Origin of the sequence: Streptomyces flavochromogenes (assembly GCF_000717595.1) — a bacterium.
Classification (GTDB): Bacteria; Actinomycetota; Actinomycetes; order Streptomycetales; family Streptomycetaceae; genus Streptomyces; species Streptomyces flavochromogenes.
The window spans coordinates 112118-136148 of the sequence record NZ_JNZO01000013.1; the positions used below are offsets into that span (position 1 = coordinate 112118).

General features: G+C 71.0%; 27 protein-coding genes. 9 read left to right on the forward strand and 18 right to left on the reverse strand.

Annotation, left to right across the window (positions count from 1 at the left end):
- Positions 1 to 105 precede the first annotated feature (105 nt).
- From IF00_RS0117560 to IF00_RS0117590, 7 genes are all read right to left on the reverse strand, one after another.
- On the reverse strand, positions 106 to 594 hold the full coding sequence (locus IF00_RS0117560; protein ID WP_030319104.1) for a flavin reductase family protein: 489 nt from the start codon (positions 592 to 594) through the stop codon (positions 106 to 108).
- A gap of 124 nt (positions 595 to 718) precedes the next feature.
- Positions 719 to 2086: a mycothione reductase gene (locus tag IF00_RS0117565; protein WP_030319105.1), complete on the reverse strand. Its 1368-nt coding sequence runs from the start codon at positions 2084 to 2086 to the stop codon at positions 719 to 721.
- Between the two features lie 92 nt (positions 2087 to 2178).
- Positions 2179 to 3222 (reverse strand): iron-containing redox enzyme family protein, encoded by a 1044-nt coding sequence (locus tag IF00_RS0117570; protein WP_030319107.1) that lies wholly within the window; start codon positions 3220 to 3222, stop codon positions 2179 to 2181.
- Positions 3219 to 3395 carry a CDGSH iron-sulfur domain-containing protein gene (locus IF00_RS46450; RefSeq protein ID WP_106975830.1) on the reverse strand — a complete coding sequence of 59 codons (177 nt, stop codon included), beginning with the start codon at positions 3393 to 3395 and terminating at the stop codon, positions 3219 to 3221. Before IF00_RS46450 ends, IF00_RS0117570 begins: the two co-directional genes overlap by 4 nt.
- A 121-nt stretch (positions 3396 to 3516) precedes the next feature.
- Entirely contained in the window at positions 3517 to 4197 is a 681-nt protein-coding gene (locus IF00_RS0117580; protein WP_245234551.1) for a HemK2/MTQ2 family protein methyltransferase, read from the reverse strand.
- Between the two features lie 231 nt (positions 4198 to 4428).
- Positions 4429 to 5619 (reverse strand): alcohol dehydrogenase catalytic domain-containing protein, encoded by a 1191-nt coding sequence (locus tag IF00_RS0117585; protein WP_030319110.1) that lies wholly within the window; start codon positions 5617 to 5619, stop codon positions 4429 to 4431.
- A gap of 101 nt (positions 5620 to 5720) precedes the next feature.
- Positions 5721 to 6551: a DUF1206 domain-containing protein gene (locus tag IF00_RS0117590; RefSeq protein WP_030319112.1), complete on the reverse strand. Its 831-nt coding sequence runs from the start codon at positions 6549 to 6551 to the stop codon at positions 5721 to 5723.
- Between the two features lie 207 nt (positions 6552 to 6758).
- On the opposite strand from IF00_RS0117590, the gene IF00_RS0117595 reads away from it, so the two are divergent.
- The 4 genes from IF00_RS0117595 to IF00_RS0117610 all read left to right on the forward strand — a co-directional run bounded on the left by IF00_RS0117595 (position 6759) and on the right by IF00_RS0117610 (position 9192).
- Positions 6759 to 7016: a WhiB family transcriptional regulator gene (locus IF00_RS0117595; protein ID WP_030319116.1), complete on the forward strand. Its 258-nt coding sequence runs from the start codon at positions 6759 to 6761 to the stop codon at positions 7014 to 7016.
- A 478-nt stretch (positions 7017 to 7494) separates the two neighbouring features.
- Positions 7495 to 7950 carry a hypothetical protein gene (locus IF00_RS0117600; RefSeq protein WP_030319120.1) on the forward strand — a complete coding sequence of 152 codons (456 nt, stop codon included), beginning with the start codon at positions 7495 to 7497 and terminating at the stop codon, positions 7948 to 7950.
- 103 nt (positions 7951 to 8053) lie between these two features.
- Positions 8054 to 8494: a VOC family protein gene (locus IF00_RS0117605; RefSeq protein ID WP_030319121.1), complete on the forward strand. Its 441-nt coding sequence runs from the start codon at positions 8054 to 8056 to the stop codon at positions 8492 to 8494.
- A gap of 269 nt (positions 8495 to 8763) precedes the next feature.
- A complete protein-coding gene (locus tag IF00_RS0117610) occupies positions 8764 to 9192 on the forward strand; it encodes an STAS domain-containing protein (RefSeq protein ID WP_158710477.1) in 429 nt (142 codons plus the stop codon).
- A 363-nt stretch (positions 9193 to 9555) separates the two neighbouring features.
- Here IF00_RS0117610 and IF00_RS0117615 read toward each other — a convergent pair whose 3' ends face one another.
- On the reverse strand, positions 9556 to 11076 hold the full coding sequence (locus IF00_RS0117615; RefSeq protein ID WP_030319123.1) for a DHA2 family efflux MFS transporter permease subunit: 1521 nt from the start codon (positions 11074 to 11076) through the stop codon (positions 9556 to 9558).
- Positions 11077 to 11295: 219 nt separating this feature from the next.
- Positions 11296 to 11730: a MarR family winged helix-turn-helix transcriptional regulator gene (locus IF00_RS0117620; RefSeq protein WP_037638443.1), complete on the reverse strand. Its 435-nt coding sequence runs from the start codon at positions 11728 to 11730 to the stop codon at positions 11296 to 11298.
- A gap of 116 nt (positions 11731 to 11846) precedes the next feature.
- Here IF00_RS0117620 and IF00_RS0117625 point away from each other — a divergent pair, with 116 nt between their 5' ends.
- The gene (locus IF00_RS0117625) at positions 11847 to 12974 is read left to right on the forward strand and encodes an NADH:flavin oxidoreductase (RefSeq protein ID WP_030319125.1); all 1128 of its coding nucleotides are present in this window, start codon (positions 11847 to 11849) and stop codon (positions 12972 to 12974) included.
- Positions 12975 to 13154: 180 nt separating this feature from the next.
- Here the strand turns inward: IF00_RS0117625 and IF00_RS0117630 are convergent, their stop codons facing one another.
- A complete protein-coding gene (locus IF00_RS0117630) occupies positions 13155 to 13769 on the reverse strand; it encodes a hypothetical protein (protein WP_245234558.1) in 615 nt (204 codons plus the stop codon).
- A gap of 116 nt (positions 13770 to 13885) precedes the next feature.
- Entirely contained in the window at positions 13886 to 14680 is a 795-nt protein-coding gene (locus tag IF00_RS0117635) for an SGNH/GDSL hydrolase family protein (protein WP_030319127.1), read from the reverse strand.
- Positions 14681 to 15159: 479 nt separating this feature from the next.
- Between IF00_RS0117635 and IF00_RS0117640 the strand changes: the two genes are divergently transcribed.
- Entirely contained in the window at positions 15160 to 15891 is a 732-nt protein-coding gene (locus tag IF00_RS0117640; RefSeq protein ID WP_078944723.1) for a GNAT family N-acetyltransferase, read from the forward strand.
- 216 nt (positions 15892 to 16107) lie between these two features.
- Here IF00_RS0117640 and IF00_RS0117645 read toward each other — a convergent pair whose 3' ends face one another.
- The 3 genes from IF00_RS0117645 to IF00_RS0117655 all read right to left on the reverse strand — a co-directional run bounded on the left by IF00_RS0117645 (position 16108) and on the right by IF00_RS0117655 (position 18793).
- On the reverse strand, positions 16108 to 17145 hold the full coding sequence (locus IF00_RS0117645; RefSeq protein WP_030319129.1) for a PP2C family protein-serine/threonine phosphatase: 1038 nt from the start codon (positions 17143 to 17145) through the stop codon (positions 16108 to 16110).
- A 489-nt stretch (positions 17146 to 17634) separates the two neighbouring features.
- Positions 17635 to 18105, reverse strand: coding sequence for a PaaI family thioesterase (locus tag IF00_RS0117650; RefSeq protein WP_030319130.1), 471 nt, complete (start codon positions 18103 to 18105; stop codon positions 17635 to 17637).
- Positions 18106 to 18175: 70 nt separating this feature from the next.
- Positions 18176 to 18793, reverse strand: a complete 618-nt coding sequence (locus IF00_RS0117655) for a LysE family translocator (RefSeq protein WP_030319131.1) — start codon at positions 18791 to 18793, stop codon at positions 18176 to 18178.
- A gap of 111 nt (positions 18794 to 18904) precedes the next feature.
- Here IF00_RS0117655 and IF00_RS0117660 point away from each other — a divergent pair, with 111 nt between their 5' ends.
- Positions 18905 to 19357, forward strand: a complete 453-nt coding sequence (locus IF00_RS0117660) for an Lrp/AsnC family transcriptional regulator (RefSeq protein WP_030319132.1) — start codon at positions 18905 to 18907, stop codon at positions 19355 to 19357.
- Between the two features lie 159 nt (positions 19358 to 19516).
- On the opposite strand, the gene IF00_RS0117665 is transcribed toward IF00_RS0117660, so the two are convergent.
- The 3 genes from IF00_RS0117665 to IF00_RS0117675 form a co-directional block, all read right to left on the reverse strand.
- Positions 19517 to 19765, reverse strand: a complete 249-nt coding sequence (locus IF00_RS0117665) for a helix-turn-helix domain-containing protein (RefSeq protein ID WP_030319133.1) — start codon at positions 19763 to 19765, stop codon at positions 19517 to 19519.
- On the reverse strand, positions 19765 to 20256 hold the full coding sequence (locus IF00_RS0117670) for a DUF2975 domain-containing protein (RefSeq protein ID WP_030319134.1): 492 nt from the start codon (positions 20254 to 20256) through the stop codon (positions 19765 to 19767). Before IF00_RS0117670 ends, IF00_RS0117665 begins: the two co-directional genes overlap by 1 nt.
- Before the next feature lie 134 nt (positions 20257 to 20390).
- Positions 20391 to 20876, reverse strand: a complete 486-nt coding sequence (locus IF00_RS0117675; protein WP_030319135.1) for a hypothetical protein — start codon at positions 20874 to 20876, stop codon at positions 20391 to 20393.
- 315 nt (positions 20877 to 21191) lie between these two features.
- Between IF00_RS0117675 and IF00_RS0117680 the strand changes: the two genes are divergently transcribed.
- Positions 21192 to 22346, forward strand: a complete 1155-nt coding sequence (locus IF00_RS0117680; protein WP_425338332.1) for an MFS transporter — start codon at positions 21192 to 21194, stop codon at positions 22344 to 22346.
- A gap of 176 nt (positions 22347 to 22522) precedes the next feature.
- The gene (locus IF00_RS0117685; protein WP_030319137.1) at positions 22523 to 22912 is read left to right on the forward strand and encodes a VOC family protein; all 390 of its coding nucleotides are present in this window, start codon (positions 22523 to 22525) and stop codon (positions 22910 to 22912) included.
- Between the two features lie 88 nt (positions 22913 to 23000).
- Here the strand turns inward: IF00_RS0117685 and IF00_RS0117690 are convergent, their stop codons facing one another.
- Positions 23001 to 23978: a GNAT family N-acetyltransferase gene (locus IF00_RS0117690; RefSeq protein ID WP_030319138.1), complete on the reverse strand. Its 978-nt coding sequence runs from the start codon at positions 23976 to 23978 to the stop codon at positions 23001 to 23003.
- Between the last annotated feature and the right edge of the window lie 53 nt (positions 23979 to 24031).

Consider the following 24031-nt stretch of genomic DNA (forward strand, 5'->3'; position numbering starts at 1 on the left):
CGTTCCCCGCGAGGCGGGCGGGGCGCGGCCCGCGCCCGTCGGCCGGGTCACGCGCTGCCGGTCCCCCGCACCGTCCGCGGTACCGGTGCTCCATCGTCCGGGACGTCAGGCCGGGTGCCCCGGATCGAGGTCCTGTAGCTCCCGGTATCGGAGCAGCACGGGCGGCGGGCCCTCGATCGGCGGGCACACCGCCACGGGCGCCAGGAGGAATCCCACGTGGTCGCCACCCTCGATGCGCCCCTCGATCCGGCCGGTGAACCAGGTGGGCGCCTGCTCCAGGATCGGACTGCCTCCCTCCCCCGGCCGCCAGCCGATCGTCGCGAACTTGTCGACCCGGTCGCCGGTCTCCTCTCCGAAGAGCTGCGCCAGCGCCCGCTCGTCCCGGTGCAGCAGGTGCACGGTGAGGTACTCGGCCTCGCTCGCCACGCGGTAGGTGTGGTTGGCGACCGACAGCCACACGGCGAACCTCGGCGGGTCGATGGAGCACTGCGAGGCGAAGCCCACCAGGCAGCCCGCCCGCTCTCCGCCGGACGCGGCCGTGACCACGTACATCGGGCCGTCGAGTACGTCGGTGAAGGGGTCCGCGTCCGTCACAGTGCCTCCTGTGGTTCCGCATGGTCCGGTGGGCCCCCGTCGGGCGGCTACCCCGGGCGTAGGGAGACAACCGGTGCTTGTGCCCGCCCGGCCGCGCCGGGCACCTCTCCCGGCGCGGCCGGGCTCATCGACCGAGGTCGAGGAGGGCGTTCTCCACGACCTCGGTGAGCGCGGGATGGATCCAGTACGGGGACTCGGCGAGCGTGCGGGCGTCGATACCGAGTGTCGCCGCCAGGACGAGGGGCTGGATCAGTGTCGACGCCTCGGCGCCCATCAGGTGGGCGCCGAGAAGACGCCCGCTGCCGGGCTCGGCGAGCACCTTGCAGAATCCGGTCGTGTCCTCCATCGCCCAGCCGTAGGCGACGTCGCCGTAACCGGCCAGGCCCACGACGTAGTCCAGGCCCCTGTCGCGGCATTCCTGCTCGGTGGCGCCGACCGAGGCGATCTGGGGGTTGGTGAAGACCGCCGCGGGGACCAGGTCGTGGTCGGCGGCGACGAGGTCGTCCGGATGGCGGAGGTTGTGTGCGACGACCTTCGCCTCACGGTTGGCGACGTGCTTGAGGGGCACCGGCGAGCAGATGTCCCCCAGGGCGAAGACGCCCTCCGCGGTCGTGCGCTGATGTCGGTCGACGCGCACCCGGCCGTCGTCGTGCGTGGCGATACCGGCCGCTTCCAGATTCAGCCGGTCGCTGTTCGGGGCCCGGCCCACCGCGACGAGCAGCATGTCCGCGTCGACCGTCGATCCGTCGTCCAGGCTCAGCCGCAGCGCGCCCGGGCGTCCCCCGACTCCTGTGAGCTCCCGGCCGAGCCTGAGGTCGTAGCGGGAGCGGACCAGTTCCGTGAACCGCTCCGCGACGGTCTCGTCCTGCGGCCCGAGCAGGCGTTCCTCCTGCTCCACGATGGTGACCGAGCAACCCGCCGCCCCGAACACCTCGGCCAGCTCCGCGGCGATGTATCCGCCCCCGAGGATCGCCAGGCGCCGGGGCGGAGCGTCGATCCGCATGATGGTGTCGGAGGTCTCGTACGGCAGGCCCGCCTCCGCGACAGGCCCGGGGATCGAGGGCCGGCTGCCCGCCGCGACGACGATCTGATCCGCGCTGACGTCGACGGTCCCGTGCTCACCCTCGATCCGAAGGCTCCTGGGTCCGATGAACCGGGCTTTGCCCTCGTACACGGTGACCGAGTCCTGTTGCACGCGCCCCTGACGGCCGCTGTCCCGTTCGGTGTCCAGCCGCCCGAAGACGCGGTCGCGCACCTGGCGCCATCGCACCGCTCGCAGCTCGGCGTCCACGTCGTACGCCCCGGCCTCCCGCACGGTCCGGGCGACCTGCGCGGTGTACGCGAGCATCTTGCTCGGGATGCATCCGGCGTTGAGGCAGGTGCCGCCGAACCAGCGCTCCTCGACGATGGCCACGTCCAGATCGGCGAACGAGTCGTCGACCACGGCGTTGCCGGATCCCGCACCGATGACGACAAGATCGTGGTGACGCATCCGGCCAGCGTACGAGCCCCCTTCCGGGAGCGGTGCGCGGACGCACCGGCCTCCGTCGGACTCGTTCCCCGGGTTCACCGCCCCGGAGCCGCTCACTCGGCGCGCTCCCGGGTCCGTGCGCTCAAAGGCGTGCGCAACGCGCTGCGCCCCTCGGCCCATGCCACGCCGATGTGCTCCGCGAGGCGGTCCTCCAGGTGGACGGTGGCCGCGCAGCCGAAGGCGATGTCGGGCTCCAGGGACGGCTCGTCCGCGAGCAGTCCGCCGATGACCTCATGGCGCACGACCTGCTCGTGCACGGCGTCCGCCTCGACGTGCTCGTCGTAGAAGTGCTCGGCGGCCGGTCCTGCCCCGCAGCGCCGCATCGCCTTGGCGAGTCGCCTGGAGCCGGGCGATGAGGTCACCTCGACGCAGGCGAAGTGACCGACGAGGAGACCTCGGTGGGCGCGGTGGAGCCCGAAGAGGGACATCAGGTTGACGGTGGCGAGCAGCGGAGCGGGCGCCTGGTCCAGGTAGCGGCCGTACGCGGGGTCGAGGCCGAGGTCCACCATGAGGTCGGCGAACAGCCGGGCATGGATCCGGTCGGGGCGGCCGGCACCGAACTCGTCGTACTCGATGGCGGCCATCGCGGCCTTGGCCCGGCCCCGCAGCCGCGGGATCACCCAGACGTGCGGGTCGGCCTCCTTGAGGTGGTAGAGCGAGCGAAGAGCCGCGTACTCCCGCAACTGCCACAGCTCACCCTTCCGTGCCAGGTGGTGGCTGAGGCCACCGGCGGAGTCCAGGGGTTCGACGAGGAGCGGAGCGAAGGCCTCCTCGACCGATCGGGGGGCGTCGGACAGCTCTGTGCTCAAGGCGTGCAGGAATCGGGCCTCCATGGCCTGGCGCAGCCGCAGCAGATCCGGGTCCCATTCGCGGTCGTCGTCCACACCGTCGAAGCCGCGGTAGTGGAGCTCGTAGAGGAGGTAGAGCGCGAGCTGGAGGTCCTCGCCCCACGGGTCGGCCGTCAGTACGGCGCCCGGGCGGTACGCCGGAGTGCCGTTCGACCGGAGGGCCTCGGTGACCGCGGCGGACAGCGTGCCGCGCGGTTCGACCAGGCGGGGCCGCGCGGTGGCCGTGGCGCTCGTGAGCGTGGGCGTCATGAGGGATTCCTGTCCTCGGGGGCCGGGACGGCGCGCTCGCGGGGGCGGTGACTGGTGTCGCACCACGGGTAGATGCGGCTGCGACGGCAGGTACAGAGGGCGACCATGAAGCGCTCGGAGCGGGCGACCGTGCCGTCATCGAGGACGATCTCGACCGGCCCCTCGACCAGCACGGGGCCCTTCGGGTCCTTGGCCGCCCGGTTGACAGGCGCCTCCGGGCGGGTGGGGCAGGGGGTGGTCTTCCGGGAGTCGCGGGGGGTGTTCCGGGAGTCGCCGGGAGTGGTGTTCCGGGAGTCAGCGTGCACGGATGACCACCAGCTCTTCCCGTTCCTCGGCTTCGGCCGCCAGGCCCACCCGTGCCAGCCAGGACCGGCGTGAACACAGGACGGGACCCCAGGGCACCGAGGCCCTGGCCGTGACGTCCGCGGCCATCCCCGCCCCGGTCAGCCGGTCGACGGTCTCCTGGACCCCGCACATCCGGGAATGCACCAGGAGCAGGACCCCACCGGGCCGCAGCAGCGCCGGAGCGCTCTCACAGATGCGGTCGATGACGCCTCGCCCGTCCGGGCCGGCGTCCCAGGCCCGTTCCGGCCCGCGCGAGGGCAGCAGGACGTCCGGAGCCGGCACATAGGGCGGATTCGAGACGACGAGGTCGAAGCGGCGGCCTGCGCTGCGCGCCGCGAAGTCGCCGTGAACGACGCGCACGGGCAGTCTCTGGCGCAGGGCGTTCAGGCGGGCGGTGAGGACGGCGGGCCATGAGACGTCGACAGCCGTGACCCGTGCCCGTCGCCGAGCCGCGTCGAGGGCGAGTGCTCCGGTGCCCGTACCGATCTCCAGCACCTCCGTCCCGGGCCCGACGTCCTCCTGGGCAAGGGCGTGGGCGAGCAGCCGCGTGTCAGCCTGCGGCCGGTAGACACCGGGCAACGCGATCAGCCCGCCTGGCAGTGTGCCCAGGGTCAGAGCCGTACCGGACACGGGATACCTCCATGATCGACGGGCCCGATCGGGAGCGCGACGGCGCCGACCGGCTGTTTCCTGCGACTGCCCCCTTCGGGACGGCTCATCCGCGATGCGGCGATCTATCGCCCCGTACGGATCCGACGGACACGAGGAGTGACTCCGGTCGGCTCCGTCCGTCGCCCGTGTGGCAGGCGGAGCCGACCGAGGAGCCCGCCGGCATGCGGTACCCGAGCCGAGGCGGAAGGGTCATCGACCGGGGGTCAGTACCACCTTGACCATGCCGTCCCGCTTCGCCTGGAACGTCTCGTAGGCCTGGGGCGCCTCCTCGAGCGGAAGAACATGCGTTGCGAACTCGTCGACTCCCAACGGATCGCTGTCGTCGAGCAGCGGGAGAATCTCGTCCACCCAGTGCCGGACGTTGGCCTGACCCATCCGGAGCTGGATCTGCTTGTCGAAGAGGCTGCGCATGGGCACGGGGTCGACGGCGCCGCCGTAGACGCCGACCAGACTGATGGTGCCGCCGCGACGCACCGCGTCCACCGCCGCGTCGAACGCGGTCATGCTGTCCACACCGGCCTTGGTCATGAGCTTCCTGCCGAGGGCGTCGGGCAGCAGTCCGGTGACTCGCTGGGCGGCTTTGGTGAAGGGGGCGCCGTGCGCCTCCATGCCGACGGCTTCGATGACGGCATCCGTACCGCGACCGTCCGTGAGGTCCCGAATCCGGTCCCCGAGCCCGTCGCCGAGCTCGGCGAGGTCGAGCGTGCGCACACCGCGCTCCCGAGCGCGGGAGAGCCGTTCGGGGACGAGGTCCACGCCGAGGACTTCGGCCGCGCCCCGGTGAAGGGCCACGCGAGCAGCCATGTCGCCGATGGGTCCGAGCCCCAGCACTGTCACGCTGCCCCCGGGCGGGATCCCGGCGTAGTCCACCGCCTGCCAGGCGGTCGGCAGGACGTCGGAGAGGTAGAGGTACCGCTGGTCGGGGGCGTCGTCGGGCACCTTGACCGGCAGGGTGTCGCCGAAGGGAACCCGCAGGAACTCGGCCTGGCCGCCCGGAACCTGGCCGTAGAGCTTGGTGTAGCCGAACAGCGACGCACCCATGCCGTACTCCGTGACCTGGGTGGTCTCGCACTGCGACTGCAGCCCCTGGCCGCACATCCAGCACGTACCGCAGGAGATGTTGAACGGCACCACCACCCGGTCTCCCGGCACAAGGGTCCGGACACCGGGACCGACCTCTTCCACGATCCCCATGGCCTCGTGCCCGAGGATGTCACCGGCGTCCAGGAAGGGGCCGAACAGCTCGTACAGATGCAGGTCGGAGCCGCAGATGCCGGTCGAGGTGACGCGGACGATCACGTCCGTCGGATCGACGACGACCGGATCGGGCACGGTGTCCACCCGCACGTCGCGTTGCCCGTGCCAGGTCAATGCCCTCATGGTCCTCTCCTCGCTCTCGGCGGCACTCGACACTCAGCGGCTGCCCGGTCCCGGCTGCCCCATGCGCTGCCCCTTCCACCGCCCGAGGGCAACCCCGTGGATCAGACCTCACGCCACTTGGACTGGCCGAAGGAGAAGGCCCCGAAGAGCACGAGACCGACAGCCACGGCGACCAGAAGCCATGGGCCCGCCGGGGCCTGTGCGAACGAGCGGATCGCGTCGTCCATGCCCTTCGCCTCGCCCGGGTCGGACTCGATCGACGCTTTCAGGCCGAAGAAGCCGACGGCGCCGAACACAAGCCCTCGCGCGACACCGCCCGCCGTGCCCGTCACGTCCATGAAGCGGCGCTGCACCGTGGACATCCGCTGCCATTCCAGATGCTCGCGGTACTTCCGCAGCACCGCCCGGCCTGCGATCCACAGCCCCGCGCCCAGGAAGCCGGCGGCCGCCGCCCCCACCCACCACGGACCGCCGGGCAGTGACAACAGACGGCTCGTGAGGTCCTGGCTCTGCCTGTCGGTCGAGCCCGCGCCACTGCCCCGGTCCCCCACCGCGAAGGCCAGGACGAGGAAGGAGGAGACCGCGTAGAACACGAACCGGGCACCGGACAGAGCACGTTTGCCCGGCTGGTCTCCCTTCGGCCCGGCGCCCCCGAAGAGCGCTTCCGAAAGCCGCCACAACGCCATGCCCGCGAGGCCGACGCCGAGGGCCCAGAGCAGGACGACGCCGAACGGCGTCGAGACGACCTCCGCGAGGGCCCCGCCCCGGTCGGCCTGCTCGCTCGTGCCCGTCAGACCTATGCGTACGGCCAGGGCTCCGACGAGAAGGTACAGCACCCCGCGCGCCACGAAGCCCGCCCGAGCAGCTGCCCGTACGACCTTTGCGCGGTCCACTCTTCTCGCCACGGTCGTGGGCGACGCTCCTGTGGTCATGATTGGTCACTCCCCTCGGGTTGGAACCTTCGGGTGCCCCGTCTCCTCCGGACGAACCATCAGGCGTCCGGCGAGCCGACCGTCCGCCGTCCACACGGCGTCGCGCCGCAGCGCAGGGGCGCACTCGCGACGCCGGCGGTGTTTCAAGTGCCGTCGACCGGTCAGCCGAAGGGAATGACACCCGCATCCTTAGGCAGGAGGAATGACATGGACAGCTGGCGCGCATCCGCTGCCTGCCAGAACGTCGACCCCGACCTCTTCTTCCCGGTGGGGAGCGGCGCCCCCGCTCTCGTCCAGGCGGAGGAGGCCAAGGAGATCTGCCGAGGCTGCCCCGTTCAGGAGGCCTGTCTTCGCTGGGCCATGGACGACTCCCGTCAGGTGACGGGCGTGTGGGGCGGTCTCGACGACAACGAACGCCGTGGCCTGAAGCGGCGGTTGCGCAACCGCGCGGTCAAGGCGCAGTGAGGAACCCGACCCCGGGGCAAGCCACGGCCCGGGTACGCACCGCGGGAATCCGTGACGACGTCACGAGCCGGCCGAGCCGCCCGAGGCGGATCGCCTCCGGTGCGCCTCGCTTCAGCGGGTGGCAGGGCGCGACAGCGCCGGCCCGGTGCGCGGTCGCTCGAACGGACGACGTGTACGGCCTCCGCCTCCCGATTGCGGAAGCGGCTGCTTCTCCACCGCCTTGCTGAGTGGAGGACACCCGGTGGCCGGGCCGCGTCGTTTGGCCGATGGTGGGGGTGTGCCGCATCGACCACCCTCCGATACCGTCAGAGCCCGTCGCCTGAACACCCGTCGGCGTAGTCCGCCGGGCGGCGGAACGCCGGGAGCGGCACGGCGCCCACCCGGCCTCGGCAACGCGCTGGCGCCCTGGGCGACCGCCCTGTCAGCCCTCGCGGCCGCGGGCGGTCTCTTCTTCAGCGCCACGGTGGCATCGTCGAGCGTGGACGCGACGCGCAGGCAGTCGGACCAGGACGAACGGCAGCAGGCCGGACGGGTCGGCTACCGGGCCGAGCCGGCCGGCGAGCTCTCCGAGACGATCGTCCTGGTGAACCGCTCGCTGGATCCGGTGACCAACGTCGAGCTCTGGTGGTACGCGCCGGACGCGAACATCGACCCGGCCGAGCACGAGGACGTCTTCTTGGCCTTCTCGACCGTCCCGCCGTGCACCCGCATGGCCTTCGATCACCGCGCCGTCGACGCCTACCTGCTGAACAACCTCGGAATCGAACAGGGCGGGGCCCCGCTCCGGGCGATCCAGTTCATCGACAGCGACGGGCGGCAGTGGTCGCGCGACCCGACGGGGCTCCGTGCGGCGACGAACGAAAGGGACGACGGTCAGGACGTCGGTGATGATGTGCCGGCTCGCCAGGAGCCCGCCGAGCACTGCGACAAATGATTCGGAGTTCGGCTGTCCGCGGATGTCGAGAACGTGCCACCGGCTCCGTCCCCGGGGCATCAGCGGCCGGGACCGGCCGCACACGGAAGAAGGAGAAACCGCCATGGCGATTCAGCGGATGGACAACGTCGGCATCGTCGTCGACGACATGGATGCCGCCGTCGCGTTCTTCGTGGAACTCGGTATGGAGCTGGAAGGCCGCGGGGAGGTCCAGGGGCCGTTCGCCGACCAGTGCACCGGACTCGAAGGCGTCCACTGCGACATCGCGATGCTCCGGACCCCCGACGGCCACAGCCGACTTGAGCTGGCGAAGTACCGCAGCCCCGCGGTGATCAGCAGCGGGCCGCGCAACCGGCCGCACAACGTTCTGGGCACGCACCGTGTCATGTTCGCGGTCGACGACATCGAGGACACCGTTGCCCGCCTGCGCCCTCACGGCGCCGCGCTCGTCGGCGAGATCGCCCGGTTCGAGGACAGCTATCTGCTCTGCTACGTCCGCGGCCCGGAGGGCATCATCGTCGGACTGGCCGAACAGCTGCCCTGAGAAGGAGGCACCGGAGTCGGCGCAGGGTTCGTCCGGGTCGGGGAGGAGCCGGTCCACCGGGGGCGCGGGGAGTGGGGCGGAGAGCGCCGTGCCACCTTCGGTGGGGCGGCTACCCGGGGTGGCGTTGAGGTGCGTGGGTGAACAGACTCTCGCCTCTGACCCGTACGGGTGGCATCTTTCGCTCGTGCTGGGGATCGGTGCTGCTCAGATGGGGTGAAAGAGCCGCGTGCCTCGAATCCCAGCACCGTATGCGGGGCGTTGATGGGTCCGTGACCACCTCAAGCACAGCCCCGATACTGCCCGCCTCGCTCGCTGCTCCCGCCCTTCCCGTCGTGCACGACTCGGGCGCGGACAACGCGCCCGGCGTCATAGTCGTCGACTCCTGCGCCACGCTCGGCTCCACCCTGGTCGTCCGCCTCGTCGGGGAGATCGACTGCTACAGCATCGCTCCGTTGCGTGCGCTGTTGGCCTCGGCAGCGGCCGACGGCTACATCGGACTCGTCCTGGACACCGCGCGGGTCGCCTTCTGCGACTCCAGCCTGCTCGCCGTCCTCGACTGGTGGCCCCGGCGCGGACGCCGCCTCACCCTCGCGAACCGCTCCCGGGCCGTCCAACGCCTCCTGATCGCGGCCGCGATCGACGTCTCAGGACAGCCGGCGGCACAGGCCGACCCACTGATGGCGGCGGCCACGTCATGACCTTCATACTCATGACGTGCGGCCCGATGCTGGCAGCGATCCTCATGGTCCACTGGGAACCCCGCGCCTCTCGCCACGGCCGTCGCGCCCGATCCGCCCGGGCGACGCCCCGCAGAACCCTGATGTACTGCCGCGGCGCGCTCTCGATCACCTGCTCCGCTCCGTAGACGAGAGAGGTCGTTGGGGCCCGCACCGGACTGCGGCCCCAACGACCGCTCCTCGAAACGTCGTTGCCCGGCGATGCGGGCGCGACGGCTGGGTGGGCGACGAGGAGCCGGGGGCCCTTGGGACGAACTGCCACGAGATCTCCGGCACTCGACACGGCGATGGCCCGTGTCGAGTGCCGGGTAGCTCGTCAGGGTGTCAGGAGGGTGTGGGGGCGGTCTTGTTCGTCGTGGTGCCGTCTTCCTCCTCCTGGGCCTCCGGCTCAGCAGGCTGCTGCGGAGTGGGTGGGGTGCGGACCAGCAGCGCGACCAGCACGGCCAGGGCGCCGAGTACGGCTCCGATGCCGAATCCCCAGCGGACGCCCGTGGCCAGGGCGCCGGTGGCGCCGGCACCCTCGGCTGCCGCCGTGGCGGCGTGGCCCGACATGACGCTGATGACCAGGGCGGTACCGGCGGCGGCGGCGACCTGCTGCAGCGAGCCGAGGATGGCGGAGCCGTGGGGGTAGAGGTGCGGCGGCAGCACGGACAGGCCGGACGTGAAGACGGGGGTGAAGACGAACGCCATCCCCGCGCTCAGCGCCACGTGCAGGGCGAGCACCAGCCACGGCGAGGTCTGCTCGCCCGCGAATGCGAACAGTGCGAGGCAGAGCGCGGTGAGAGCGGCTCCGGGTACCACGAGGCGAGGTGCGCCGAATCGGTCGTAGAGCTTGCCGACCTGTGGTCCGAGCAGGCCCATGGTCAGGCCGCCCGGGATGAGGAGCAGCCCGGTCTGCAGTGAGGTCAGACCGCGCACCTCCTGCAGATAGATGGGCAGCAGGATGAACGCGCCCATGAGGGCCATGAAGGACAGGCACATCAGGGCGAGCGCCACGGAGAAGTGACGAGACGCCAGGGCCCGCAGGTCGAGGAGCGGCGTGGACGAGCGCTGGAGTGCCAGCTGTCGCCATACGAACAGGCCCACGAGCGCGGCGCCGGCCAAGGTCATGGCCACCGGGGGCATGGGTGCCTGCGCCGCGTCCCCGGCACCGAGCCCGCTCAGGCCGTAGACCAGGGAACCGAAGCCCGCTGCCGCCAGGGGTACGGACACCCAGTCGATCGGGCCGGCCTGCGGCTCACCGATATTGACGAGTTTGCGACGGCCGAAGACGGCCATGGCTCCGGCGATGGGCAGCACGGCCAGGAACAGCAGGCGCCATGTACCCAACTGCAGCAGCACACCGGAGACCGCGGGGCCGAGTGCGGGTGCGACGGAGATGACGAGGGTGATGTTGCCCATGACGCGGCCGCGCTCCTGCGGGGGCACGAGGGTCATCAGCGTCGTCATGAGCAGCGGCATCATGACCGCGGTGCCGCCGGCCTGGATGACACGGGCCGCCAGCAGCACGGGAAAGGCGGGCGCGGCCGCGGCCAGGGCCGTACCGGCGAGGAACAGCGCCATGGCCAGGCTGAAGGCGGTCCGCGTCGTCACGCGCTGCAGGAACCACCCCGTCACCGGGATGACGACAGCCATGGTCAGCATGAAGGCCGTGGACAGCCACCCTGCGGCCGCCGCGGTGACCTCGAACTCGCGCATGAGCCGCGGGATCGCGTTGACCATGATCGTCTCGTTGAGGAGGACGACGAACGTGGACAGTACGAGAATCCGCAGTACGGCGGTGACGTGGGCAGGCGAGAGGGTGGGCGTTGCCTGTGGTGCGGGCGTTACGTGTGATGCGGGCATGGTGCCTTCCGTCATGTGAGCGTCTTCCGCACAGGGCAGCTCACAATGACGGACCGCGGCGCCGGGAAGAACTCATGGGTGTTCCCGATCCTGTCGGTGGCGCCGCCCGAGCACAAACCAATTTCCCGACCGCCCGCGGGTCTGCGGCCCGGAGGGCGTCGACACGCTCCCCGCGTCGACGGGAGGCGCCGTCGAGGAGACGCCAGGCAACCGGGGGGGTCAGACGGCGGGCGGGAAGACGAAGACCCGCTCCAGGAGGGTGTACAGGGAGTCACGGTCCTCACCGCTGAGCCTGTCCAGGCCCTCTTGCGTGGCGCGCATCTTCGCGCGGATCGCGTCGGTGACGCGCTCACCCTCGGCCGTGAGGATGACGTTCTTGACGCGCCGGTCGGAGGCGTCGGCCTCGCGGCGCACCAGGCCGCGCTTCTCCAGCCGGTCGATGATCCCGGTCATGTTGGAGGCGTCGCAGGTCAGGGTCTCGGCCAGGGAGCGCATCGCGGCGGGTCCCCGACGGAGCACGGTCAGGGCCTTGCCCTGGCTCGCCGTGAGGTTCTCGCTCGCCGCCGCGACGGTGAAGTCGCCGTAGTAGACGCCGAGCGACACGGAGAGCAGCTCCATGAGCTGGGCCGTGTCGGCGCGGGGAGCTTCTGTCATGCGAGCCACTCTAACCGGAGATACTTGACGATCTCAAGCTTCGACCTCTACCGTTCCCATTGCATGAAGTTATCAAGCATCAAGGTTGTCAAGTAATAGCCCCGAGGAGCGTCCCTGTGACCGTCACCGCGTCCCCCACCTCCCGCGCTGCCGAGATCCTGTCCCGGCCCGTCTCCCTGAACGGCCTGACCGTCCCGAACCGCATCGCGATGGCGCCGATGACGCGCATGTTCTCCCCCGGCGGAGTCCCCGGCGAGGACGTGCGGTCGTACTACGCCCGACGCGCCGCCGCCGGCGTCGGCCTGATCGTCACCGAGGGGACCTACGTCGGCCACGACTCGGCGGGGCAGAGCGACCGTGTGCCGCGGTTCCACGGCGAGGAGCAGCTGGCGGGATGGGCGAAGGTCGTCGAGGACGTGCACGCGGCGGGCGGCACGATCGTGCCGCAGCTGTGGCACATCGGCATGGTGCGCCGGCAGGGTCAGGCGCCCTACGCCGACGCCCCGGCGATGGGCCCCTCCGGCATCCGCCCCGACGGCACCGAGGGCACGGGCAAGGCCATGACCCAGAGCGACCTGGACGATGTCATCGGCGCCTTCGCCGAGGCCGCCGCGGCCGCCGAGCGCATCGGCTTCGACGGCGTCGAGCTGCACGGCGCCCACGGCTACCTCCTCGACCAGTTCCTCTGGGCGGGGACGAACCGTCGTACCGACGCGTACGGCGGCGACCCCGTGGCCCGTGCGAAGTTCGCGGCCGAGGTCGTGGCAGCGGTCCGCCAGACGGTCTCGCCCGACTTCCCGGTGATCTTCCGCTTCTCGCAGTGGAAGCAGGACGCCTACGACGCGCGGCTCGCCGAGACCCCGCAGGAGCTGGAGGCCATCCTGGCCCCGCTCGCCGCGGCCGGCGTCGACGTCTTCCACGCCTCCACCCGCCGCCACTGGATTCCCGAGTTCGAGGGCTCGGACCTGAACCTGGCGGGCTGGACCAAGAAGCTCACCGGCAGGCCCACGATCACCGTCGGCTCGGTCGGCCTCGACGGCGACTTCATCCACGCCTTCGCGGGCGAAGGCGCCCCGGTGCAGGGCATCGACGACCTCCTCGACCGCCTGGAGCGGGACGAGTTCGACATGGTCGCCGTCGGCCGCGCGCTGCTCCAGGACCCGGAGTGGGCCGCGAAGGTCCTGGCAGGGCGGACCGACGAGCTCAAGCCGTACGACGCGGCCGCGGTGAAGACGCTCAGCTAGCCCCGAACCGCGCGCCGATTCACCGCCGGCTGCCGCCACCCCTCTACCGCCGCCCCATTCCGTGTCCGGATCGGGGCGGCGGTCGGGGGTCGACGGTCGGCGAACGGCGGACGGCGGACGGCGGACGGCGGACGGCGGACGGCGGACGGCGGATCGGAGCCTCGCCGTCCGCCCCCTTGGTCAGCCGCCGCTCAGCGGCGATCGCCAGGTGGGATCGTGTCGCGATCCTTTCGTCAGACGGATGAGCAGGTGCTCCGCCGTGTCGGAAACGGTGTCCGGCGGCGCTCCGACTGCCATCAGGTCAGCACTGAGCCTTCCGATCGCCGCCGCCGGCACCTCCGGCTCGGCGAGGAGGGGAAGAATCAGCAGCAGCCGGGCAGCCGTGTCCTGGACGCCCTCGGCGGTGCGGGCCGGGGTGTCGGCGATGCGGACCAGTTCGTCCCACGTCAGCCCGGACCCCGCGAGGCCTCCGTCCCCACCGCCGATCCGCTGAACGGAACTTCGGCCGGGACGAGTGAGGAGGTAATCGATGCCGTACTCGCCGACCATGTTGCGGTAGACCACCACGACTCCGGGACCGTCTTCGGTCGGCACCCGGAACACCGGCCACCGTTCCGGGTCGAGGAGAACCTCCGACAACGCATCGGCATCCGCTCCGTCGTCACCGAACCACTCCGGAACAGGGAGCGCGGTACTCGACCCCTCACCCCCTGTCCCCAGCAGGTGGTTCGACCAGAAGCCGGGGCGAGCCAGCAGCGCCTCGCCCGCGACCAGGAACTCGTCGTCGTATCCCATGAACAGCACTCGTCGATCCTGTCACCAGCCACTGACACGCCTTACCGGCAGCGAGGCGGCGACTCCGGCTCGACCGGACCGAGCCGGTCCGGTCCTTCGCGCAAGGTCGGGCAGGGTCAGACGGCCGAACGGAAAGCGGGCAGGTATCCGCCCGACTGCCCGGCGGCCTTCGGGTGGTAGGAGTTGTACACCGGGACGGACAGGCTGTGCAGCCAGGAGTCCGCGGAGCAGATCTCGTGGCCCGTGAACTCGTCGACGACACTGGAGAAGGCGAAGCCCGCGTTCGCGGCCTGCTTCGCCAGAACGCCGTTGAGGGTGTCGGAACCCCGATTGATGGCCGCGCGCTCGGTTTCGCTGAGTCCGGCGATGCAGCTCCCGGACAGTTTGTAGAACCGGGGGTACCCGAGAACCACCACGCGCGCCTGGGGTGCGCGGCTGCGGATGTCTCCGTAGAGAGCGGAGAGCCCGCCGGGCAGCGTGCTGTTCATCTTCACGACGGCGGCGTCGACGGCCGCGACGCAGGTGGCCTCGCTGTTGAGCACGCAGGTCTGCATGACGTCCGCGAACCCGACGTCATTGCCGCCCGCCGTGACGCTGACGAGGGTCGTGGACGAGTTCAGAGGGGCGAGCTGACCGCTGCGGACGGAGCCGGTGGTCGCGCCGGAGCATGCGGTGAAGGAGAACGCCGAGGGGGAGTTGGCCGCTGCCCACAGGCGAGGGTACGCGTTGGTGCTGCGACGGCAGTCGCCGCTGTCCGAGAGGTAGCTTCCGGCCCCCACGCCGGAGGAGTACGAGTCTCCGAGGGCCACGTAGCGGTGGCCGGCGGCGGTGGCCGGCTGGGCGACTCCGAGGGCCGCGGCGGCCACTGCGAGCGCGGTGGACGCGGACAGCGCGATTCTTCGCCAGAGCATGGCGATCAGCCTCAAATCCTGAGCGTGGGAGGTGAGTTGGTTGAACGCGACACTTCTAGCAGGGCGGTGATACCCGCGGGTAGCCCTCGGAGCGGATGTCGTCCGCTTTGGGCGCATGTTTAGTTCTCCGCGCGTAGACTCGTCCCGTTTGCGGCCCGCGCGGGGCGGGCTGCGCGCCTCAGGGCGACCACCGTGACCGCTACGGCCACAGCTATGACCACGGCTTACAGCTACGGCTCCAACAAGCGGCACATCGAGGGCACTTCGGCATCCACGGGCCCGCACCGTCGGCGACCGCAGGCTCCGCAGGTCCTCCCCCGCGCGATCAACTCCCGAGGCCGCCAGGGCTACTCGACCGGCCCGGTCTGCTCGACCGGCTCCGCAGCAGTGGAGCGACCTACGAGCAGGCCGCCTCGCGCACCGCCGGGTCCGGGGCAAACCCGGTGCGGGAGCGCTCCCATTCTGGGATCGTCACACGCATGGAGACAGCACCGTTCGTCCGCCGCTACCGGCCCTCGGACCGCGCCGAACTCGCGGACATCTGCGTCAAGACGGCTCACGAGGGAGGCGACTCCTCCCCCCTCTACCCCGATCCCGAGCTGATGCCCGTCCTCTTCGCGTACCCCTACGTGGAGCTGGAGCCGGACTTCGCGTTCGTTCTGGACGACGGCGCCGGGCGGGCCGTCGGCTACGTCCTCGGGGTACCGGACACCGCCGGCTTCGCCGCCCGGTTCCGCGAGGAGTGGCTCCCCCGTGCGGCGGAGCGGTTCCCGGCACCCGCCGGGGTGCCCTGCACGCCCGCCGAGTCGATGGCGGTCCTGCTGCACACGCCGGAGCACATGGTCCGCGGGGAGCTGACCGGACATCCCGCGCACCTGCACATCGACCTCCTGCCCTCCTGGCAGGGGCGGGGGTACGGGCGCGCCCTCATGGACACACTCCTCGCGGCGCTGCACGCGCACGGCGTGCCCGCCGTGCACCTGTGCATGGTGCAGGCGAACACAGCGGCACGGGCGTTCTACGACCGCCTGGGGTTCGAGGCGCTGCACGTGCCCGACCCCGGACCCGTCTGGTACCTGGGCCGCCCGACGGCACAGGCAGCGGCCCAGCACTCCCCGTCCGGGCCCCCGCCGGCCACGGAGCCGGCCGGCGGGGGCCCGGGCGGCGGTCTTCAGCCGAGCCGCGGGGCGAGCCAGTCGAGCTCGGCGTAGCCGGCGCCTTCGCGAACCGGACCCGGCCGACGCCCTCGCGCAGGGGCACCCGGATGGTCGGGCGGCGGGCTTGACCTCGTCGCGGCGAGTGTCGGGCGGAGGTCGATGGGGGCCGACTCGGCGCGGCCCGCGCGGGCTGCCCCGGGTGACGCCGGGCAACCAGGGGGCCTCTCCGAGAAGAGGCGAGTCGCTCGCTGGGGACCGAGCCGCTCAGCGCTAGCTCAGGCGTACGGCGAGGGCGGCGATGTCGTCGTCCAGACGCCCTTGGGTGTAGCGAAGAAGATCGCGGTGGAGCGCGTTGAGAAGCTCGCGGGGTGGCGTCAGGGGTTGCCGGCGCGTCCAGGCCGCCAGGGGGAAGAACTCGCCGCGCCGATCGCGGGCCTCGGCGATTCCGTCGGTGTAGAGGAGCAGCAGGTCACCCGGGGCGAAGGCGCAGGTTTCGACGTTGTAGTGGTCGCCCAGCAGGTCCGCGAGGCTGAGCAAGGGCGAGGGAGTCCGCGATTCGACGACGCGCAGCGTCGCGCGGTTCAGGATCAGCGGCGGCGGGTGTCCGCAGTTGAGGACGTCGATCCTTCCGCCGGCGTCCGGGATCTCGACGAGAAGCGCGGTGGCGAAGCGCTCCATCGTCCCGTCGGGGGGAAAGGCTCCGTTGTAACGGGTGCAGGTGGCGTCGAGCCTGCGTGCGACGTCGACCATGTCCTTCTCGCTGTAGGCGGCCTCACGGAAGGCGTTGACGATGGCCGCGGCCGCTCCCACCGCCGGCAGGCCCTTGCCCCGTACGTCACCGATGAGCAGCCTGACACCGTACGGCGTGTCGACGGCCTCGTAGAAATCCCCGCCGATGCGCGCTTCGGCCGCGGCCGCGAGGTACAGCGACTCGATCTCGACGTTCCCGAAGCGGCGCGGCATCGGGCTGAGCACCACCTGCTGCGCCGCGTCGGCGACGAGCCGTACCTGCAGGAGGGTGCGTTCTCGCTGGAGCCGCACATGGCTTCCGTACGCCGCGGCGACGGTGACGGCGATGATCCCCGCGGCCGTCCACCATGTTCCGAGGTCGGGAAAGACGAGGCTGAGGCCGATCATCAGCACCAGGCAGACCGTGCCGAGCAGGACAGTGGGCAGGACCGGCCACATGGCGGCCGCCAGGGCCGGCGCGGCCGGCAGGAGGCGGCTGAAAGCCATCTCCGGCGGAGTGTTGTAGGCCAGTGCGGCAATCACGACGGTCAGTAGGACCGGCGATAGCCGCACGAACATCCCTGGGCCATAGCGCCGGCGGAGCCGTAGCCGTAGCTGTCCAGACTCGATCACACGGGACAGAATATCCACATAAGAGGGACAAAGCGCCTCGGGCAGCGGCGGTCACAGGGGGTGGCGGACGTCCTGCACAGCCCAGGTACCGGTCGCCGTCGGACAGACCGCTCCGTCCGGGTCGTCGGCGAGGCCTGGACCCGTCACAGGGCAGCGGTCATGACGGCGGCCGGGTCGGTTCGGGGATCGGGCCGTGGGAGGAGAGGATCATGCGCGCGGAGCGGTCTGCCATCTGCCCCCGGACCGGAGTCCGGGGAGCATGTCGGCGACCAGGTCGGCGCCGTCGGCCCGCGCGGGGCCCCCGCGGTTTCCTTCGCGGGACCGAGGAAGACGGTGTCGACCGGGCCGGTCGGCGGCCGGGCAGCAGGAGGGTGTCGGCGTGGGCAAGGGGGTGCTTCCCTCACCTCCGCCAGGAGGGCAGAGAAGGCTGCGGGTTCATTCGGCCGCCCTGTTCACACGGATCAACGTCTGCTGACCGTTGGCGACCAGCTTCCGCTCGCCGTCGCCCTGGACCCCGTACACCTCCACTTGGCACACGGTCAGGGTGCGCCCGGATTTCAGGACGGTGCCGATCGCTTCGAGGTGGTCGCCCGCGGCGGGGGCCAGAAGGTTGATCTTGTACTCGACAGTGAGGACCTCGGAGTGCTCGTCGAACAGAGTGAGCGCGGCGTAGCCGCCCGCGCTGTCCGCGATGGCGCTGGTGGCACCGGCGTGGACATAGCCGTGCTGCTGGGTCACCTCAGGACGGGCCGGGAGCACGATGTGGACGCGACCGGGGCCGATGTGGGCGAGGCGCGCGCCGAGATGGGCCATGAGGCCCTGCAGGTCGAAGCTGTCCTGGATGCGCTTCTGGACGGCGAGGCTCGCCTGTCCCTGCCGCGTCGGGACCTGTGCCTGGTCTTCCACGTGCATGCTCTCCTTCGGGACCGAGTCGGGTGGAGCTCGGGTAGCGCCGGGGCGCAGGGGGACGGAGGCTTCAGCCGGCCAGGCGTTCCACCAGCAGGAAGGCGCCGATGGCGATCATCATGGCACCGCTGACGCGGGTGACGACCCGGGCGGCCGAGGGCCGGGTCCTGAGGACCGTGCGGGCAAGCACGCCGACGCCGAGGTAGACGACGGCACACGCGACCAGGTGCATCGTGCTGAGCAGACCGGTCTGCGCGGCGACCGGCCAGCCGTCGGCGCTGTCGATGAACTGCGGGAACAGCGCGAAGTACAGCAACAGCGCCTTCGGGTTCAAGCCGCTGGTCCCGGCCCCCTTGAGCATGACCCGCATGCGGGAGGCCGACGCGCTCTCGCCCGTGGCCTCCGGTACGGCCGGCTGCCTCAGAACACCCCAGCCCAGCCACAGCAGGTAGCCGGCCCCGGCCACGGTCAGGGCGGTGAGCGCGGCCGGGGAACCCGCCACGATCACCGCGAGACCCGCGACGGCCACCAGCGCGTAGGCCGCATGCCCGGCGACCAGCCCGGTGACGGCGGGGACGACCGAGCGTTCCCGAAGACCGGCGGTGATCGCGTAGGCCCAGTCCGCGCCGGGGGTGAACACCAGGAGCAGGTCCACCGCCAGGAAGGCCGCCAGCGTCGTCGTATCCATCGATCGTTCCCTCTCACACTTCTTGCTCTGGAGGGAAGGCTAGGCTCGATGTGCCCGAAGGTGTTTGCGTCTTTACCCCATGATCGCGCGACCTGAGGGAGAATCTTCGCCATGGACGCCCTGGACCGGAAGATTCTTACCGAGCTGCAGCTCGACGGCCGCCTGACCATCACCGAGCTGGCCGCTCGCGTGAAGCTCAGCGTGTCGCCGTGTCACCGCCGGCTGCGCGACCTCGAACGTGAAGGCGCGATCCGCGGCTACCGCGCCGTCGTCGACCCGGCCGCCGTCGGCCTGAACTTCGAGGCGCTCGTGTTCGCCACCCTTCGCTGGGAGGACGCCGACACCGTGACGGCCTTCGAAGAGGCCGTGGCCGCCGTTCCGCACGTGCTTCAGGCGCAGCGCCTCTTCGGCGAGCCCGACTACCTCCTGCGGATCGCGACCGCCGACCTGGTCGCCTTCCAGAAGCTGTACGACCAGCAGCTCGCCCGGTTGCCCGGGGTCCAGCGCCTGACCTCCACCCTCGTCATGAAGAACGTCATCGACGACCGCCCCCTGCCCGAGTAGCCGGGTACTCCCCCATGGGTCGGCCCCGAGCCGGATACTCCCCGAGCTCCGGCACCCGCTGCGGGTACCTGTCAGCGGCCGGCCGAGGCGGCCACCCGGCAACGAGGAGCGCCCGCCCTGCGGGGACGTCACCCATCGCCGCGCCGCTCCGCGAGAGCGTCATACATCGCTGCGCCCCGCCGGGACGTCATCCGCCCTGACGTCTTCGATCTCCCAACGCAGCAGGTCGCCCGGCTGGCACTCGAGCACCTCGCAGAGCGCGGCGAGCGTCGCGAACCGCACCGCCTTGGCCCGGCCGTTCTTGAGCACCGCCAGGTTGGCGGGTGTGATCCCCACACGGCCGGCGAGCTCGCCCACGGACATCTTCCGCCTGGCCAGCATCACGTCGATGTCGACGACGATCGGCATCAGATGACCTCATCCAGCTCGGCCTGCATCCGCGCGGCCTCGACGTCGCGGTCGACGGCCTGAGCGAGCAGCATCCGCAGCACGAGGACGATGAGCGCGACCCCCAGAACGGCCACGCCGATCCCGGCCATGATGACGGTGACGCCCGGGTCCTCCCGTTGGCCCGGCGCGTTGATCGCCGTGACCGCGAACCACAGGACGGCAGCCGCCACGATCGCCCCGATCACGCCGTCCACGTAGCGGAAGGCGGCGAGGGAGAACACGGTTCCGCGTCGCACCATCGCCACCAGCCGCCAGACACAGACCAGAGCGACCTGCGCCGAGGCCATCCCCAGGATCACGATCACGCGCAACGGGGTGAGCGGAAGCGACCCGTCCTCCGGGTCACTCCCACTGACCAACACCCACATCATCAAAGCCTGTACGCACACGGTGCCGGCCAGCACCACGGCGAGCACGGCGCGCAACGCACGCACTGCCAGCTTTCCCATTGACTCACCCTTACATCGATTTACGATGGGAACCTATCGAATTTCGATAGGTTCGGCAAGTGTGGGACGCGGATGGCGGTGGCTTGCCCCGGCGGCTGGAGTGCACCCGTCACCAGAGTCTTGAGGCAGCGCACCTAAGGGGTGCCTCTGGAACCGTCTGCAGACTGGGGCGTCGGGGGGTGGTCGATGGTGGTGCCGTCAGGATTCCGCCCGAAGGCGGCCTCCAGAACGTCGGGGAGGTCTTCCTCGGAGACCGTCGCGCGCACGTCCGCCAGAACCTGGGGAAAGTCGTCATCGTCGATGACACCCATGTGCTCCTGGCGGAGTTGGTAGACGATCTCGACGAGCTCCGGCCTCAACCGCATCCAGGCACGGGAGGTGCGGATCTCCTCATCGACCTGGTGCATGAACCAGCGCATGACCTCGTACGGAACGTCAGCGTGCCCTGCGTGCGGGTTGAAGCACACCGTCGGCTCCCGCGCCGGATCCTCGTCGGGGACGATGGCGATCACGAGAGTCTGTTGCCCGGCCACGAGATCCAGTTCCAGATACCAGGCATCATCGGGCACGGAGTACACCGCGGTGATCGCGTAGTCGCCGTCGGGGTGTCGAAAGACCATTTGCCGCATGCTGCCACGCCGGGCCGAGAAGGTCGCCTCCGAATGTTGCGGCCCAACGCCCCTATGCCCGGGCCCAGACGGGGATGGAGCGAAGCCGAGCGCCGCCGTCCTGGTAAGCAGCCCTTCGGTGGGGCCGTTTCCGGCGACGGTCACCTCGCCTACGAGGACATCGTCACCACCGTCTGAACCGGCTCAGCCCGCGCCATCCCCCACAGCGCGCCATACGCACCGCCACGGACGCACGGCCACCACGCACGCGCCACCCCACACGCACGCCACGCCTCGCGCCCCGATCGGCCCGCGTCCCTTCACGCGCTGTGGCTCGCGCTGCTCGCCACGCCCCTCGCCGCGAGCGCCAACAGCCCCGTCCTCATCCTCCCGGACATGGCCGGATCCTTCGGTGTCACCACCGCCACGGCGACCTGGCTCGTGACCGTCTTCGCCTGGGCCGTCGCCGTCGGCACCCCCCTCATGGCGGGGCTCCTGCGCCGCCGAGGACTGGGCGTCACACTCCGGCTCGCCGCCGTCCTCATCACCGCCGGCACCGCCGTCGTCGCCGCGGCACCCTGGCTCCCCCTCGCCATGGCGGGCCGCGCCGCCCAGGCGATGGGCGGCGCCGGTCTCGTCACCGTCGCCATGAGCCTGGCGGGCTCGGTCCGCCGCATGGGCGTGATCACCGCGGGCTTCGGCATTCTCGGTGCCGCCGGCCCTCTGCTCGGCTCCACCATCGCCGGCGCGGCCTCCTGGCGCCTCTCCCTCGCCGTCGGAGTCGTCGCACTCCTCGCCCTGCCGGCCGTCACACGGCGCGCCGAGCTGTCCGCCCCCAGCCGGACCACCCCTTTCCACGGCCGCGGCGCCACCCTCCTCGTCCTCCTCGCCACCGCCCTGGTCCTCATCCCCCGCTTCCCGCTCCCGGCGATCGCCGCCTCCCTCGCGGTCGTCGCTCTGCTGGCCCTCCACGTCCGGAGCCACCCCGACGGCTTCGTCCCGGCCTCACTCCTGCGCACCAGGACCTTCGTCCTCTCCACCCTGCTCGCGTGCACCTTCGCGACCTCGTACTTCACCCTCCTCTTCGCCGTCCCGCGGCTGCTCGACGACCGGACCGACTGGTCCACCTCCACCATCGGCACCGGCCAGCTGATCGCCCTCCTGACCGGCTCCACGCTCTCCATGGCCCTGGCCGCCTCCGCGACCCGGTGGGGCCGCCCGCGCGTCCTCACCATCCTGCTCACCACCGGATCGCTTGCCCCGCTCACCGCACTCCTGACCCCCTGGCCGGCGCTGCTCCTGCCGGCGGCGACGCTCGCCGTCCTCACCGCGAGCGCCGGCCAGGCCACCCTGGCGGTCTATGCCACCCAGGCCGCGCCCACCGCGCAACGCCCCACCGCGATCGGCCTGTTCAACCTCGGCTACCAGCTCGGCGGCGCCTTCGGCCCCGCGATCGCCGCACTCGTCATCCTGAGCGCCTGAACCGCACCACCCCACGCCACGTCCAGACATCCGCGGCCGCCCCATGCCCGCGCATGGGGCGGCTGCGGACGCATGCGGACGACGACACCAGCGACTAAGATCTATGGCGACATCGCGTGCCGGTCACCGACCGGGTGAGGCATGGAGGTGTCGGGAGATGCCCTCGGAGGCATTCCTTGTCTGTCGAGCTGAACCACACCATCGTCCACGCCCGGGACAACCGGGAATCCGCGGAGTTCTTCGCGAACCTGCTGGACCTTGAGATCACCGCCGAATGGGGGCCGTTCGTCGCGGTCGATCTGAGCAACCACGTCACTCTGGACTTCGCCACGATCCCGGCGGACAGGATCACACCCCAGCACTACGCCTTCCTGGTCTCCGACGAGGAGTTCGACGCGGCGTACACACGGATCCGGCAGCTCGGTGTCGAGCACTACGCCGACCCGCACCGGAAACAGCCCGGTGCGATCAACCACCATGACGGCGGCCACGGCGTGTACTTCGTCGACCCGGCGGGTCACTTCATGGAGCTGATCACCGTGCCGTACGGCGGCCGGCCCTCGTAGACGACCGCATGGAGGGCCGCGCCCGGCGCGGCCTTCGATCGCGCCCTCGGTCTCCCTCTCCTTCTCCGTCCCACCGGAGTCCGCACGGTCAGCCGGTGACGGCAGCGGGCACGTCGTCCCAGGCCAGCGAGGACATCCTCCAGCCGGCCGGGGTCAGGAGGTACTGGGTGGTCTTGCGGCCGGAGCCCTCGAACCACGCGCCGTCGTGGTAACCGGACTTGCGGTACTCGCTGAAGCGATGGGCGATCGATCCGAAGATCTCGGTGCGCGCGGAGACCTCCTTCTCGGAGAACTCCGTCAGGGTCCCGTCCGTGAGCATCCTCTGACGAGGCTCGATGAACGCGTCGAGGTCGTAGATCACCGGTTCGCCTCCGACGTTCGCGATGATCCTTCCCTGCGGGATGAACACGTCGCGGATGACGTCGAGGTCGGGACGCCTGCCGCCGGTGTTGGTGAAGGCGCCGACGAACACCCCCATCAACCGGTCGAGTTCGGCCTGGACGCCGGACGCGGACCCTTCCCTCACCGTCGGCCACTCCTCGGCGAGGACCGACCAGACCTCGATGTCGTGCCGCACACCTCGGTACGGAGAATGCCTCCGCAGCACCCCGTCGCGCGTCATGCCGAGACGACGCGCGGCCCCGATGCTGCGGGCGTTGTGCGCCGCGACCCACCACTCGACCCGGCTCATCCCCCGCTCGGTGAAGGCCCAGTCGATCAGGGTCCGGCAGGCCCGGTTCACCAGACCCCGCCCCTCCCCCGCCTTCTCCAGCCAACAGCCGATCTCACACACGCCCGAGGTGCTGTCGAAGCGGGTGAACATCACGCCGCCGACCAGGGTGTCGTCCAGCCAGATGCCGAAGATCCCGCCGTTGTCCGTGGCCAGCCGGTCGGCGTAGCGCTGGAGGGTGGCCGTGGCGGAGGGAAGGTCGGTGCTGAAGGTCGCCCAGGGGATCCACGGGTCGACGGCGTCCCGTGCGCGGTCGATGTGGGCGAGGAACTCCGGTGCCCGCCAGGGCTCCAGGGGGCGGAGCAGGGCACCATCGCCGATGGGCAGGGTGAACATGTGAGCATCGCTCCCTCGGTGCGTAACAAGCGTTCGGTACGTAAGCTAACAGC

Coding starts and splice junctions, on each gene's coding strand:
- IF00_RS0117640 (WP_078944723.1), top strand. CDS start 15,160: ATGGAGACAGCACCGTTCGTCCGCCGCTACCGGCCCTCGGACCGCGCC.
- IF00_RS0117605 (WP_030319121.1), top strand. CDS start 8,054: ATGGCGATTCAGCGGATGGACAACGTCGGCATCGTCGTCGACGACATG.
- IF00_RS0117595 (WP_030319116.1), top strand. CDS start 6,759: ATGGACAGCTGGCGCGCATCCGCTGCCTGCCAGAACGTCGACCCCGAC.
- IF00_RS0117615 (WP_030319123.1), bottom strand. CDS start 11,076: ATGCCCGCATCACACGTAACGCCCGCACCACAGGCAACGCCCACCCTC.
- IF00_RS0117570 (WP_030319107.1), bottom strand. CDS start 3,222: ATGACGCCCACGCTCACGAGCGCCACGGCCACCGCGCGGCCCCGCCTG.
- IF00_RS0117635 (WP_030319127.1), bottom strand. CDS start 14,680: ATGCTCTGGCGAAGAATCGCGCTGTCCGCGTCCACCGCGCTCGCAGTG.
- IF00_RS0117655 (WP_030319131.1), bottom strand. CDS start 18,793: ATGGATACGACGACGCTGGCGGCCTTCCTGGCGGTGGACCTGCTCCTG.
- IF00_RS0117690 (WP_030319138.1), bottom strand. CDS start 23,978: ATGTTCACCCTGCCCATCGGCGATGGTGCCCTGCTCCGCCCCCTGGAG.
- IF00_RS0117620 (WP_037638443.1), bottom strand. CDS start 11,730: ATGACAGAAGCTCCCCGCGCCGACACGGCCCAGCTCATGGAGCTGCTC.
- IF00_RS0117590 (WP_030319112.1), bottom strand. CDS start 6,551: ATGACCACAGGAGCGTCGCCCACGACCGTGGCGAGAAGAGTGGACCGC.
- IF00_RS0117585 (WP_030319110.1), bottom strand. CDS start 5,619: ATGAGGGCATTGACCTGGCACGGGCAACGCGACGTGCGGGTGGACACC.
- IF00_RS0117675 (WP_030319135.1), bottom strand. CDS start 20,876: ATGGTCTTTCGACACCCCGACGGCGACTACGCGATCACCGCGGTGTAC.
- IF00_RS0117630 (WP_245234558.1), bottom strand. CDS start 13,769: ATGGGATACGACGACGAGTTCCTGGTCGCGGGCGAGGCGCTGCTGGCT.
- IF00_RS0117660 (WP_030319132.1), top strand. CDS start 18,905: ATGGACGCCCTGGACCGGAAGATTCTTACCGAGCTGCAGCTCGACGGC.
- IF00_RS0117565 (WP_030319105.1), bottom strand. CDS start 2,086: ATGCGTCACCACGATCTTGTCGTCATCGGTGCGGGATCCGGCAACGCC.
- IF00_RS0117665 (WP_030319133.1), bottom strand. CDS start 19,765: ATGCCGATCGTCGTCGACATCGACGTGATGCTGGCCAGGCGGAAGATG.
- IF00_RS0117645 (WP_030319129.1), bottom strand. CDS start 17,145: ATGTTCGTGCGGCTATCGCCGGTCCTACTGACCGTCGTGATTGCCGCA.
- IF00_RS0117670 (WP_030319134.1), bottom strand. CDS start 20,256: ATGGGAAAGCTGGCAGTGCGTGCGTTGCGCGCCGTGCTCGCCGTGGTG.